This is a genomic window from Chryseobacterium gleum (assembly GCF_900636535.1).
Lineage (GTDB): Bacteria > Bacteroidota > Bacteroidia > Flavobacteriales > Weeksellaceae > Chryseobacterium > Chryseobacterium gleum.
On record NZ_LR134289.1, the window covers coordinates 16,238 to 31,451 of the forward strand.

The 15,214-nt window shown below is 37.0% G+C and carries 9 protein-coding genes; 7 read left to right on the forward strand and 2 right to left on the reverse strand.

Annotation, left to right across the window (positions count from 1 at the left end):
• Nucleotides 1-4 precede the first annotated feature (4 nt).
• Nucleotides 5-2,044 carry a methionine--tRNA ligase gene (metG, locus tag EL165_RS00075; protein WP_002980446.1) on the reverse strand — a complete coding sequence of 680 codons (2,040 nt, stop codon included), beginning with the start codon at nt 2,042-2,044 and terminating at the stop codon, nt 5-7.
• A gap of 335 nt (nt 2,045-2,379) precedes the next feature.
• Between metG and EL165_RS00080 the strand changes: the two genes are divergently transcribed.
• From EL165_RS00080 to EL165_RS00095, 4 genes are all read left to right on the forward strand, one after another.
• Nucleotides 2,380-5,133, forward strand: coding sequence for a SusC/RagA family TonB-linked outer membrane protein (locus EL165_RS00080; RefSeq protein ID WP_002980444.1), 2,754 nt, complete (start codon nt 2,380-2,382; stop codon nt 5,131-5,133).
• A gap of 11 nt (nt 5,134-5,144) precedes the next feature.
• Nucleotides 5,145-6,746: a RagB/SusD family nutrient uptake outer membrane protein gene (locus tag EL165_RS00085; protein WP_002980442.1), complete on the forward strand. Its 1,602-nt coding sequence runs from the start codon at nt 5,145-5,147 to the stop codon at nt 6,744-6,746.
• A 17-nt stretch (nt 6,747-6,763) separates the two neighbouring features.
• Complete coding sequence (locus tag EL165_RS00090; RefSeq protein ID WP_002980439.1) at nt 6,764-7,873, forward strand: SusE domain-containing protein; 1,110 nt, start codon at nt 6,764-6,766, stop codon at nt 7,871-7,873.
• Between the two features lie 81 nt (nt 7,874-7,954).
• Nucleotides 7,955-10,111 carry a glycoside hydrolase family 97 protein gene (locus EL165_RS00095; protein WP_002980437.1) on the forward strand — a complete coding sequence of 719 codons (2,157 nt, stop codon included), beginning with the start codon at nt 7,955-7,957 and terminating at the stop codon, nt 10,109-10,111.
• Nucleotides 10,112-10,173: 62 nt separating this feature from the next.
• On the opposite strand, the gene EL165_RS00100 is transcribed toward EL165_RS00095, so the two are convergent.
• Entirely contained in the window at nt 10,174-11,169 is a 996-nt protein-coding gene (locus EL165_RS00100; protein ID WP_002980435.1) for a sterol desaturase family protein, read from the reverse strand.
• Between the two features lie 202 nt (nt 11,170-11,371).
• Between EL165_RS00100 and EL165_RS00105 the strand changes: the two genes are divergently transcribed.
• The 3 genes from EL165_RS00105 to EL165_RS00115 are packed head-to-tail and all read left to right on the forward strand — an operon-like array spanning nt 11,372 to nt 15,177.
• Nucleotides 11,372-13,231 carry a glycoside hydrolase family 13 protein gene (locus EL165_RS00105; protein ID WP_002980433.1) on the forward strand — a complete coding sequence of 620 codons (1,860 nt, stop codon included), beginning with the start codon at nt 11,372-11,374 and terminating at the stop codon, nt 13,229-13,231.
• A gap of 9 nt (nt 13,232-13,240) precedes the next feature.
• A complete protein-coding gene (locus EL165_RS00110; RefSeq protein ID WP_002980431.1) occupies nt 13,241-13,759 on the forward strand; it encodes a nuclear transport factor 2 family protein in 519 nt (172 codons plus the stop codon).
• A complete protein-coding gene (locus tag EL165_RS00115; protein ID WP_002980430.1) occupies nt 13,759-15,177 on the forward strand; it encodes an MFS transporter in 1,419 nt (472 codons plus the stop codon). The genes EL165_RS00110 and EL165_RS00115 overlap by 1 nt, the downstream gene beginning before the upstream one ends.
• The last annotated feature ends 37 nt before the right edge of the window (nt 15,178-15,214 follow it).

The window sequence follows — 15,214 nt, forward strand, 5'->3', positions numbered from 1 at the left end:
TTAATTATCCGATCTCAATACCATTTTCAACATTGCTGTCATCCGGTGTTACGAAAGATAATTTTCCGTCTGGTTTTGTTGTTAATAATAACATTCCCTGAGACTCAATTCCTCTGATTTTTCTTGGGGCAAGGTTCAGAAGAATCATTACCTGCTTTCCGATCACCTCTTCAGGCGTGAAACTTTCTGCAATCCCGGAAACAACAGTTCTTACATCTACTCCTGTATCTACAGTAAGTTTTAGTAATTTATCTGCTTTTTCTACTTTTTCAGCTTCAATAATGGTTGCTGTTCTAAGATCTATTTTAGTAAAGTCATCAAACGTGATCTCCTCTTTCATTGGGTTTGCGTTAGGGTTTGTTTTTTTATTGTTTTGTTTGGTGTCTTCCAGCTTTTGGATCTGAGCTTCGATTACGTCGTCTGAAATCTGAGAGAATAAAATTGGAGCATTAGCCATTATTGGATGACCTGCTTCAATTAATACTTTTGAGCTTTCAATTTCAGTCCATCCTTTTTGCTCAACATTAAAAATTTCATATAGCTTTTGAGCTGTGAAAGGCAAGAATGGTTCAGCTAAATTTGCTAGAGCAACTGAAATCTGAGCTCCAATAAATAATGTATTCTTGGTTTTCTCAAGATCATTTTTAACAGTTTTCCAAGGTTCTTCATTCTGCAAATATTGGTTTCCAAATCTTGCAAGATTCATGAATGCTGTTAAAGCATTTCTGAATTCATAATTTTCAAGGAAGTTTCTAATTTCAACAGCTCTTTTGCCGATTTCTTCTAATTCAGGAGCATTAACATCTCCTTTAGGAACTTTTCCTTCAAAGTTTTTATTAATTAATACAGCAACACGATTGATGAAGTTACCAAAAATATTAGCTAATTCAGAATTATTCTTAGTCTGGAAATCTTTCCATGTAAAGTTATTATCCTTTGTTTCCGGAGCAGATGAAAGAAGTACATATCTTAAAACATCCTGTTGCCCAGGAAAATCTTCCACATATTCATGAGCCCATACTGCCCAGTTTCTTGACGTTGAAATCTTATCGTTCTCAAGGTTCAGGAATTCAAAAGCAGGAACATTAGCTGGCATGATGTAATCACCGTGCGCTTTCATCATCGAAGGGAAAATAATACAGTGGAATACAATATTATCCTTTCCGATAAAGTGTACCAGATCGCTGTCTTCACTCTGCCAGTAATCTTTCCAGTCTTTTCCGTTTTTCTCTGCCCATTCTTTGGTGAAAGAAATATACCCGATAGGAGCATCAAACCATACATATAATACTTTTCCTTCAGCATTCGGAAGAGGAACCGGAACACCCCAGTTCAGGTCTCTGGTCATGGCACGAGGCTTAAGACCGTCATTCAGCCATGATTTAACCTGTCCGTATACGTTAGGTTTCCAGTCATCTTTATGGCCTTCAATGATCCATTGGTTTAAGAAATCTTCATATTCATTTAATGGCAGATACCAGTTTTTCGTTTCTTTAAGGATAGGAACATTTCCGCTAAGCATTGATTTCGGATTGATCAGCTCAGAAGGAGAAAGGGTAGTACCGCATTTCTCACACTGGTCTCCGTAAGCGTTTTCATTACCGCAATTAGGACAAGTTCCTACAATATAACGGTCAGCAAGGAATTCTCCTGCCTGCTCATCAAAATACTGTTCAGAAACTTCTTCAGTGAATTTTCCTTTTTCATATAAAACCTTGAAGAAATCCTGACTGGTTTCATAATGCTTTTTAGACGTTGTTCTTGAATATTCATCAAATGAAATTCCCAGGTCAGAAAAAGATTTTTTAATAATCCCGTGATATTTGTCAACGATATCCTGAGGGGTTACTCCTTCTTTTTTGGCTCTTATGGTAATAGGAATCCCGTGCTCATCTGAACCACAGATAAACGCTACATCTTTTCCTAATCTTCTCTGAAATCTTGCGTAAACATCCGCAGGAATATAAACACCTGCCAAATGTCCTATATGAACCGGCCCGTTTGCATAAGGCAAAGCTGCCGTAATCATCTTTCTGTTTGACATTTATAGTAAAGTTTTGACTGCAAAGATAAGGAATATCTGTTGAATACCGCTATTGGTGGTGTTATTATGATGCAGAATGCGAATTTTAAGGCTCAAACTCAAAATAAAGTTAAACAATTGTTTAACATTTTCTTAAATTGAAATAAATATTATGCAAAGCATAAGACGTTGTAAAATATTGTATCTTAAAAAACTAACTAAAATGGGTTTCGTAATATACATAATTTTAACTAAAATTATATTAAATTTATAATAATTCTAATTTTTTTTTAAATTGCGAGTCTGGCTTTAGGCTAAAATAAGACTTAAAAAACGAAACTATAAAAAATAAGATTGTGAAGAATTTTACAACAGTATTAAAAATCGCGCCCGCTTTTTTACTGGCCAGTACAGTAATGCATGCGCAGAAAAAGGACTCTGTTCCTCAGGAGAAAAAGATCGATGAGGTTGTACTGATTGGGTACGGAAAGCAGAAAAAATCTGACCTTACCGGCTCTATAACCTCTGTAACGGCTAAAGACTTCAACGGGGGAGCTACGTCAGCGGGTCAGTTGATCCAGGGTAAAACACCAGGGGTACAGATTACCAATAACAGTGGGGCACCTGGATCGGGTACAAAAATCAGAATCAGGGGAACTTCTTCTTTAAGTGGAGAGAATTCACCTTTGATAGTAATTGATGGAGTTCCTCAGGACTTTGTAGGAATGAATGGAGTGTCAGACCCTCTATCATTAATTAACCCGAACGATATTGAAACATTTGATATCCTTAAAGATGCATCTGCTACTGCTATTTATGGTAATAGAGCTTCCAATGGGGTTATTCTCATTACAACCAAGAAAGGAACGGCAGGAAAGTTCAAAGTGAATTTTTCAACGGTGACTTCGGTTTCTACTAAAATGGGAAAGGTTGATGTATTAAATGCTCAGGAGTTTAGAGATTTTGTTAATACATATGCTCCTGCTGGTTATAAAACTAAGTTAGGAAATGCTGATACCGACTGGCAGGATCAGATTTATCAGGCAGCATGGGGTACAGATAATAACGTTGCGCTTTCGGGAGGTATTAAAGGTCTGCCATATCGTTTATCATTAGGATATAATGAGCAGAACGGTATTGTAAAATCAAATTCTTTCCGCAGAACCTCCGTAGGGTTGAACTTAAACCCTAAATTCTTTGATAATCATTTATCAGTAAATGTAAACGCAAAAGGAACATTTACTGATAATAGATTTGTAGATGGTGGAGTGATTAAGGCGGCTACTTATTTTGATCCTACACAACCTATATATTCAGGAAACTCTAATTATGGAGGCTATTATGAATGGCTGGACTCAGGATCTGCAACAGGTTATAATGTAAATGCCAATTCAAACCCTCTTGGAATGATCAATGGCGTAAGAGATGTCTCTTCTGTATTGAGAGGATTGGGAAATATTCAATTAGATTATAAGTTTCACTTCCTTCCGGACCTTCATTTCAATGTAAATGCCGGATATGATTATACAAAAAGTGATGGACATAAATTTAAAGATGCCCGTCTGAGACCAGGTTTTGAAGATAAAGGAAGCTCAAATTTCTATTCTATGGAAAAGAAAAACAAGCTTTTGGAGACCTACTTTAATTATGTGAAAAATATCAGTGCCATTAATACTGGTGTAGATATTACTGCAGGATATTCTTATCAGGATTTCAATATTTATCTTCCAGGAGCTATCACTTATAGAGGAACAGGAATTAACTCGCAGGATTTAGACTTCAAAACTCAAAATACATTGATCTCTTTCTATGGAAGAGCTATTTTTACAATAGCTAATAAATATGTTATTTCAGGATCAGTTCGTAAAGATGGTTCTTCAAGATTCTTTAATGGAACCAGAGATAATGTATGGGGAGTTTTCCCTGGGGTTTCATTAGCATGGAAACTTAATGAAGAAAGTTTCATTAAAAACATATCTGCTATCAGTACTTTAAAATTAAGAGCAGGATGGGGGAAAACAGGTCAGCAGGAATTGCCAGCTTTGAACGGTAATAAACCTAATAACTATCCGGCGTTTGCAGCTTATAACCCCAGCTATCAGGGAGCAGGGTATCAGTTTGGAAATGAATTCTATTTTATGTTCAGGCCTGCTAATTATAACCCAAACCTGACTTGGGAAACAACAACAACTAAAAATCTAGGATTAGATTTTGGATTTAATAAAAACAGAATTACAGGATCAATAGATATTTTCAGAAAAGATACTAAAGACCTTCTTGTATATGCTGATGAACCTGCAGGAGGTTTAAGTAATGCAAGCTGGCAAAATGTAGGAGATATGAAAAATGAAGGGATTGAAGGAAGTATTACTGTAATTCCGGTTAAAAATCAAAATACAACCTGGGAAGTAAGTTTTAATGCTACTCATTACAAGCCGGTGATTACTAAGCTTAAAGACAGAGCTGATGAATCATTCAATATGGAAGTGGGTGGAATTGAAGGAGGTTCCGGAAACAGGATTCAGGCTCATGCCGTAGGATATGCACCAAATTCATTCTGGGTTTATCAACAAGTATATGATACCAATGGAAAGCCAGTTGACGGAGCTTATGTAGACAGAAACGGAGATGGGGTAATCAATACAAAAGATATGTATTATTACAAATCCACAACACCTGATGCCATTTTAGGTTTCTCTACAAAAGTATCTCATAAAAACTGGGATTTTGCATTAAGTGCAAGAGCTGTCTTAGGAAACTATGTATATAATAATGCTGCGTCCAACAGTTCGCTGCAGTCGGCGTCCACAAATGAATATCTTCAAAACGTATTTGCAACAGCACCACAATATCAATTTTCTGTTCCTCAATATAAATCAGATATTTACGTTGAGAATGCTTCATTCCTGAGACTGGATAATATTAATGTCGGATACAATTTCGGAGAAGTTTTTTCTAAAGGAAGTAATCTGAAAATATATGCGATGGCACAAAATGTTTTTGTGATCACTAAATACTCTGGGGTAGATCCTGAAGTTTTTGGTGGAATAGATAACGGTTATTATCAAATGCCTAGGATTTATTCTTTAGGTTTTAACTTCCAATTTTAAATAAGAATTCAATGAAACTAAATAGAATTAAACTAAAAAATATAGTATTGCCTCTTTCTGCAGTATTTTTATTGACAGCAACTTCTTGTGTGAAAGACCTTGAAAGAGAACCTATCACAGATGTTACTTCAGCAAGTATTTATAAAGATTTTGCCAATTACAAAAATGTTCTGGCAAAACTTTACGGAGGTCTTGCTATGGGTGGCCAGGTAAGTGGAGATGGTGATCAGCCGGATAGTGATATTAATGGGATCAACGGTGGTTTTTCTCAGTATACAAGATTAATGTACACTTTGAATGTCGTAACAACAGATGAAGCAGTCATAGGATGGAATGACGGAAACCTTCACACGCTTCACAAAATGACATGGGATGCTTCCAATGAGTTTATTGCAGCTATGTATTATAGAATATATACAGAAATTGCTTTTTGTAATGAATTCTTAAGAAATGTTACCGATGAAAAATTAGCTTCCAATAATATTACAGGAGACAATCTTACTCAGGCAAAATTGATGAGAGCAGAAGCGCGTTTCCTGAGAGCACAATCATACTACCATGCGATTGATATGTTCGGAAATGTTCCTTTTGTTGATGAATCATACTTGCCGGGATCTGTCAACCCGCCACAAAGGATAGAAAGAAAAGCATTATTTAATTATATAGAATCTGAATTGCTTGCTGTAGCAGGAGAGTTAAAAGATCCTAAAACAAATGAATATGGCAGAGCAGATAAAGCTGCTGTCTGGGCATTGTTGGCAAAATTATATTTAAATGCTGAAGTTTATACAGGAACCCAAAGGAATACAGACTGTATTACATACTGTAACAAAGTAATTGCAGCAGGATATTCTTTAAAACCTAAATACGACGATTTGTTCCTTGCTGATAATAATATCAATAACCCGGAGCAGATTTTAAGCGTAAATTTTGACGGAATTAATACACAAACCAACGGGGGAACAACTTATCTTGTTCATGCTGCAATAGGAGGTGATATGAAAGCTGCTGACTTTGGAGTGAATGGCGGATGGAGTGGTTTAAGAACTACAAAAGCATTTGTTGGGTTGTTTCCGGCTAATGGAAGTGATAAAAGAGGAAGATTCTTTACCACAGGACAGAATTTAGAAATTAATGATTTAGGATCATTCACAGATGGTTATGCTTTTATCAAATTTAAGAATGTTAAAAGTAACGGATCTGCTGGGGCTCATCCTAACTGGGTTGAAGCTGATATCCCGTTATACCGTTTAGCCGATATTTATCTGATGTATGCTGAAGCTGTCTTGAGAGGAGGTGCTGGTGGTAATCAGGCAACGGCAATCGGTTATATTAATCAGCTGAGACAACGTGCTTATGGAGATACGAGCGGAAACGTTTCTTCTATCAATCTGAATTTCATTTTAGATGAGAGAGCCAGAGAATTATCCTGGGAAATGACCAGAAGAAGTGATCTTATCCGTTTCAACAAGTTTACAACAGGAGATTATTTATGGCCGTGGAAAGGAAATGTAAAAGAAGGGAAAGCCGTAGAAAGCTATAGAAATCTTTTCCCGATCCCAGCGAAAGATATTGTAGCCAATCCTAATCTGATTCAGAATCCTGGGTACTAATTTAAAACTTGATTACAATGAAAAATTTATTCAAAATATTTACGCTTTTTGTTTTAGGATTTTTGGTAGTTTCCTGCGAAAAAGATGAAGACAAGGCGGTGCTTGAGGTGACAAAAAAGCCTACTTTAGCAGGAGATGCCACTACATTGGTTTTGCTTAAAGCTAATGAAAATGATAAAGCAGTAAAATTTACTTGGACAAATCCTGTATTTAATCTGGCTGTTGTTAACAGCAATGCTCTCGAGTTCGCTAAAGCAGGAACAGGTTTTGCGGGTGCCAAAAGTGCAGATCTGACTGCAGGTGATCTGTCCAGAACTTTTACTGTAAAAGATTTAAATAAAATTATTCTTGATGCTGGGTTCCTTCCTGGAGTTGCCGCAAATATTGAAGTAAGAATGAAGGTCTCTGTAGGAAATGCTGTAGTATCTTATTCCAATGTAATTCCGATGACCATTACTCCTTACCTGACGGAATATCCTTCTTTTTATATTGTAGGAGAAGCATCTGCAGTGGGCTGGAATGCAGGAGCGGCCCAGATGTTATATAAAAATGAAAATATTTCTACAATTTATACGTATCTGGAAAGTGGAAAAGCATTCAGATTTTTAGGACAGAAAGATTGGAGCCCTTTAAATTATAGTTTAGATACATCAGGAATGCAGACTTCTAATAAATATTTTAAAACATGGTCATCCAATCTGGCAGCTGCTGCGCCTGAAAATATTTTGTTTACCGGAGCTTCAGGAATGTATAAAATTACTATCGATTCTGATCTTGCTAAAAAAACTATAGATGTAGTTCCTTCTGCAATCAACAACTGGAATCCTGCAAATCTTTATATGGTGGGTACAATTAACGGCTGGAATGCAGCCGGAGCGATCCCTATGACGAATTTAGGCGGAGGTAAATTTGAACATACTATTACGCTTCCGGCAGGTTCTCAATTTAAATTTCTGGGTCAGCAGAGTTGGGGAGATCTTGACTGGGGAAATATCTCCGGAGACGGAAACTCAGGCCTTATAGCTCCTAAAGGAAGTAATGGAAACATTAAATTTGATGGAACAGGAGGAAGTTACAAAATTTCTGTAGACCTGAAGTTAGGTACATATAAAATAGAAGCATTATAATAATTAAGTAATAATAAAAATAGGTAATGTGCTGCTTTACCGCAGTACTTTATCTATTTTTTAAGTTAATAAATAGTCATTATGAAGAAAATTACAGTTGGAGCGCTTTTGCTCTCAATGATGTTTACAGGTGTGAAAGCCCAATCTTTAAAATCTCCGGACGGGAAGTTCGAAATGAACTTTCAGCTGAAAGAGGGAGTACCTTACTACAACCTGAAATACAATGGTGCGGTAGTGGTTGAAGATTCTAAATTGGGATTGAGATTATTTAAAGACACAGCTATAAAGTTCGCTTCTGAGATTGCCAAACCAGAAGATGCAAAATACGACCTGAACAACGGTTTTGCAAAGACAGATGAAAAAAGAGACTCCAAAAATGAAACCTGGCAGCCGGTTTTAGGAGAAAAGAAAAATTATATCAATAACTACAACGAGCTGGCGGTTACCCTAAACCAGGCTTCTACAGACAGAAGCATTGTGGTAAAGTTCAGATTGTTTAATGACGGGCTTGGATTCCGTTATGAATTCCCGCAGCAGAAAAATCTTAACTATTTTGTGATCAGAGAAGAAGACTCTGAAATCGATTTCCCTACCGATATGAAAGCATGGTGGATCGTGGCAGACTATGATTCTCAGGAATATCAGTATCAGGAAACAAAAGTATCTGAGATTCCTTCAAAATGGGACAAGGCATACGATGCAAATGCTTCCCAGTCATTGGTGAAAAACGCAGTTCAGTCTCCTTTAATGCTTAAAAAAGAAGGAAAAGAGCCTTTGTATATCAACGTTGCTGAAGCTGCTGTATTGGATTATCCGGCTTCACATCTTGAAGTAGATGCACAGAATTATAAATTCAAAACGCACTTAACAGCCGACAGACAAGGAGCGAAAGGATATATTCAAACTCCTTCAGTAACTCCGTGGAGAACAATTATTGTAGCGCCGAAAGCAGAGCAGGTAATGGATTCCAAAATGATCTTTAACCTGAATGAGCCTACAAAATATACCGATACCTCTTACATTCATCCTACAAAATACATGGGTGTCTGGTGGGAAATGATTATCGGAAAATCTCAGTGGGCATATTCTACTGCAGAGAATGTTCATTTAGGTAAAACAGATTTTACCAAGTTAACTCCAAACGGAAAACATGCAGCCAACAATACAAAAGTTAAAGAATATATTGATTTCGCTGCAGAAAATGGTTTCCAGGGATTGCTGATTGAAGGATGGAATATTGGTTGGGAAGACTGGTTCGGACATTCAAAAGAATTTGTTTTCGATTTTATTACTCCTTATCCGGATTTTGACATCAAAATGTTGAATGAATATGCACATTCAAAAGGAATTAAGCTGATCATGCACCACGAAACTTCAGGTTCTGCAACAAATTATGAAAGATGGGCAGACAAAGCGTTCCAGACCATGAAAAAATATGGATATGATGCCGTAAAAACAGGATATGTAGGAGATATCATTCCTAGAGGAGAACATCATTATTCTCAATGGACTATTAATCATTACTACAGAATTGCAGAAAAAGCAAATGAATATAAAATAATGGTTAATTCTCACGAATCTGTACGTCCTACAGGGGAAAGCCGTACCTATCCGAACTACATCTCTGCAGAAGCAGCTCGTGGAACAGAATATGAAGCATTCGGAGGAAATAAACCTGATCACCAGACAGTTCTTCCATTTACAAGATGGATGGGAGGTTCTATGGATTACACGCCGGGAATTTTCCAGACAAAACTAGACTATTATTTCCCTGGAGATAACCGTTTCGTAAAAACTACATTGGTAAAACAGCTGGCGCTTTATGTGACCATGTACATGCCGCTTCAGATGGCTGCAGACCTTCCTGAAAACTATAAAAAACATATGGATGCATTCCAGTTTATCAAGGATGTGGCAGCAGATTGGGATGATACAAAAATCCTGGCCGCTGAACCTGGTGATTATGTGGTAACAGCAAGAAAAGCGAAAGGTACTGAAAACTGGTTTGTGGGAGGTATTACCGATGAAAACAAACGTGAATACACTGTAGACTTCTCATTCCTGGATAAAGGAAAGAAATATGAAGCAACAATCTATGAAGATGGAAAAGATGCTGATTATATTGATAATCCTCAAAGCTATAATATCTATAAAAAAGAGATTACAGGTAAATCAAAAATTAATTTTAAAATGGCAAGAAGCGGCGGTTTCGCAATTTCAATTAAGCCAGTAAAATAATTTTTTAAGATACACTAAGGTGCCCCGGTTCATTGATTTTTTAATGTTCCGGGGTATTTTTGTTATTTATCCTCTGTCTGTTGAATGAGTTGGGGATATTGCTTCTCAGATTCTGATACCTGTTCTTTTACCTGAACCGGAGTCTGAATTTTTTTCTTTTCTTTATATTCCTTCTGGTACTGTTTTACCGTTTTTCCGGTTCCGTCATGTCTCCATCCCGGTGAATAAAAAAGGTACTTGATACGATCTTTAAAAGAAATTCCCGGCTGTCTGAGATCTTTTCCAATTCTTCGCCACTCATAGAATAGCGTAGTTGCCGGATCTTTTGACTCCATTTTAGGATAGATACCGTATTTTACAGGAACTTCAGGATCTTCTTTTTCAAATGTCCCGAAAATTTTATCCCAGATAATCAGGCCCATTCCCATATTGCGGTCCAGATATTTAATATTACATGCGTGATGTACCCTGTGATGAGAAGGAGTAACGAGTATATATTCCAGAAATCCCATACTTTTAATGGATTGGGTATGAACAAAAGTACCATAAATCTGTATAGAAGAATAAGCTACCAGAATATGCCACGGATGAAAGCCCATAAATGCTAACGGAGAGAAAAACAGATATCTGTACAATGGCTGAAATACAGGACTTCTGAATCCCGTGCTGATATTGAAATAGTCAGAATTGTGATGTGTGATATGTACCGCCCAGAAAACTCTGGAATGATGATCTACATAATGATGAACATAATACGCAAAGTCCTGAGCCAGGAAAACTGCAATCCAGTACCATATTCCTTCCTGCCAGTCAAAAAGACGATGCTGGTAAAAAAACATCATAACAAATAAGGAAAAACCTTTCATGATGATGTCCAATCCATAATTAAGCAAGGCAAAAAGGACATTTGTTGCCACATCTTTAGTTTCATAGATTTTCTCTTTATTGAAGTGACTGTAAGCCATTTCTATGAAAATAATAGCAGCAAACACAGGAATTGTCCATGTGTAGACAACATCCGGTCCTTCCGTTTTGAACATATTACTGAAATCCAACATTTTTTCTATAAAACTAAAAATAAAAAGTAGTTAAAACTGATTTTAAATATGAATTTTTTGTAAAAAAGTTAAATATTCTTTATTAAATTCGAAATGAAGGTATTTCATCTTCATATTTTATAAGATTATAGACTAAAAAACAAGGTTTCCTTCATATTTTTGAATGTGTATATGAAAATTTAATGCTAAATTGAACACTAATATGAAGACAATATATGCAGCATTTGCCCTTTCGATTGCTTCTTTAGCTTTTTCCCAGAAAAATCTGGAAAGAGTAGAGCCGGCATTCTGGTGGAAAGGGATGAAAAATCCTGAACTTCAGATTCTTGTTTATGGAAAAGAAGTCGCCAACCACGAGATTTCGCTTTCAGAGGGAATACAGATTAAAGACATCCGGAAAGTGGATAATCCCAATTATGTTTTTATTACGGTTGATACCAATGAAATAAACATTCCGAAGTTTATCATCAATATTAAAAAAGGTAAGAAGAATCTTGCTTCGTACACCTATGAATTAAAACAAAGAAATCCCGGATCTGCCAACCGTGAGTCTTTTACTTCAAAAGACTTTATGTACCTGATCATGCCGGACCGCTTTGCCAATGGTGATGAAAAGAATGATTCAAAACCGGAGCTTACTGAAAAGGCAAACCGAAGCCTACCCAATGGCAGACATGGAGGGGATCTTCGCGGAATTATCAACAACCTTGATTATATTCAGAACCTGGGCGCAACAGCGGTCTGGCTTACGCCTGTAAATGAGGGTAACGAAAAAGTATATTCCTATCACGGCTATGCCCAAACTGATCTCTATAAAATAGATGGCCGTTACGGAACCAATGAAGACTATAAAAAGTTATCCCAGGAACTGAACAAACGGAATATGAAGCTGGTAATGGATTATGTAACCAACCACTGGGGAGGATCACACTGGATGATTAAAGATCTTCCTTCAAAAGACTGGATACACTGGTTTGATGAAGGAGAAAAAGGATTTAAACGTTCCAACTATAAAACGACAACGCAATTTGATACCAATGCCTCTGATATTGATAAAAAATATGCATTGGACGGATGGTTCGATACTACCATGCCTGATATCAACCAAAAAAATCCTTTGGTCCTGAAATATCTGATTCAAAATGCGATCTGGTGGATTGAATATGCTGAACTGGGAGGATTCCGTGTAGATACTTATCCTTACAATGATAAAGAAGCCATGGCAAAATGGGCTAAAGCAATTACAGATGAATATCCAAAATTCAATATTGTAGGGGAAACATGGCTGTATACAGCAGCACAAATTGCAGCGTGGCAGAAAAATTCGAAGATCGGGGCGATAGAAAATTACAATTCAAATTTACCATCGGTGATGGATTTTATGCTCTTTGAAAACATGCCTAAGGCTCTGAGTGAAAAAGAAAGCTGGGATAAAGGAATGATCAGGGTTTATGACTCTTTTACAAGTGATTTTCTGTATCCAGATATCAACAATCTTCTCGTATTCTTTGAAAACCATGATACCGAAAGGTGGAATGAAATCTTTAACGCCAATCCTGATGCTTATAAAATGGCACTTACTCTGATCTCAACGGTAAGAGGAATTCCTCAGATTTATTACGGATCAGAAATAGGAATGAGAGGAGATAAAAAGACCGGCGGCGATGCTGATATCCGCAGAGACTTTCCGGGAGGATGGAAATCTGATACACAAAATGCTTTCAATCTATCCTCTCAAACTCCGGAACAGAAAGAATTTTTCCGGTTTACTCAAAAACTACTGAACTGGAGAAAAGATAAAGATGTGATTCATAATGGAAAAACTAAAAATTTCGTTCCCCAGGACGGTGTTTTTGTGTATTTCCGATACAATGAAAAAGAAAGTGTTATGGTCATCATCAACAATAATGAAAAAGATCAGACGTTAGATCTGAAACGGTTTGCAGAATCACTGAATGGATTTACAAAAGGAAAAGAAATTATTTCAGACAAAGAAATTCCAATGCAAAACAGTATGAACATTCCGGCAAAAACTCCATTGATTATTGAACTTGAAAAATAATTATTATATATGAAAAAACTAACGACTGCTTATTCACTAATCCTTTTTTTACTGGGATTTTCCTTACTTGCAGCACAGTCGAAAACCGGATTTGAAAAAGAAAAATCGGAAATCAGTAGCATGCTTGATACCTTCAATGCAGCTGCGGCAAAAGCAGATTATAATGCCTATTTTAATCTGTTTGAGGATGAATCTACCTTCATCGGAACAGATGCTACCGAAATCTGGGATAAAAAAGCATTTATGGTGTGGGCAAAACCTTATTTTGATAAAAAGAAAACCTGGAACTTTAAAGCCCTTAAAAGAAATATTTACTTCAGCAAAGATGGAAAACTAGCATGGTTTGATGAATTACTGGATACCCAGATGAAAATTTGCAGAGGTTCCGGAGTGGTAGAGAAAATCAATGGAAGCTGGAAGGTAAAACAGTATGTTCTTTCTATGACGGTTCCCAATGAGGTTGTTGACAAAGTGGTTACTGAAAAAGCACCTATTGAAGATGCATTCATTCAAAAACTGAAATCGTAATGGCAATAATGATGGGGAAATATGATACGGGGAAGGTAGGAAAAAGGAAAAAACCAGACCTATCCATGCTCCAGATTATCAATATGAGCATGGGATTCTTGGGAATTCAGATGGCATTCGGATTACAGAATGGAAATGCGAGCCGTATTCTTGGAAATTTAGGAGCGGATGTTCACGAGCTATCCTGGTTCTGGCTGGTAGCTCCCATTACAGGGTTGATCATTCAGCCTATCATCGGACATATGGGTGACAATACATGGAGTCCGTTGGGAAGAAGAAAACCTTATTTCCTGATTGGAGCCGTCTTGTGCGCAATAGGATTGGTTTTACTTCCGAATGCAGCTTCTGTTACTCAGATGTTTGCTGCCAATGCGCTTTTGTTAGCTGTAATATTCCTCGCCATGATGGATGCTTCAGTGAATATTGCCATGGAACCTTTCAGGGCTTTGGTAGGAGATATGCTCCCTAAACATCAGGGAACAATAGGATTCTCGGTACAAACCATTTTAATTGGAATTGGGGCGGTACTGGGTTCATATTTACCAGATTGGTTAACAAAAATGGGGATTTCCAATGAAGCACCGGCAGGATTTGTAGCGGATAATGTAATTTATTCCTTTTATATCGGTGCAGCATTGCTTATTATATCTATTCTGTATACCATCATGACAACCAGAGAGTATTCCCCACAGGAATTTGCTGATTTTGAAGATGGAAAAGAAGTAGAAAAACATCAATCCAAATTTTCTGATATTTTTAAAGACTTTGCAGCAATACCTTCGCAGATGAAAAAGCTGGGAATTGTTCAGTTCTTTTCATGGTTCGCCTTATTTACAATGTGGGTATTCACCACCAGTGCTCTGGCCACTCATCATTTCGGACTTTCCCCGGAAGATACCCATTCAAAGGCATTCAACGATGCCGGAGACCTTACCGGAAAGCTCTTCGGAATGTACAATCTCTGGGCGATTCCTTTTGCCTTTCTATTGACACCCATTGCTAAACTGATCGGTAAAAAACAGACTCACGCTTTAGCCTTATTGTGTGGAGGGTTAGGACTCATATCAATGTATTTCATTAAAGATGTCAACAATTTATGGATCTCTATGATAGGATTAGGTTTTGCATGGGCAAGTATTCTGGCAATGCCTTATGCAATGCTTATTGAGGTGATTCCACAAAGAAAAATGGGCGTTTATATGGGGATATTCAATTTTTTTATAGTAATTCCGCAGATCATCAATGGTTTGTTCGGAGGCCCTGTCGTAAGTGGGATTTTTGGAAAACAGGCTATGGATTATGTTGTGGTAGGAGGTATTTGCATGCTCATTGGGGCTGTAGTGACCATGATTTTTATTAAATCTGAGGATGAAACACCTAAAGAAATTGAAGAAGAAATCAAGCAGGTACATTTTTAACTAGAAGTTAGAAATTAGAAATTATAAGTTGTGTTGA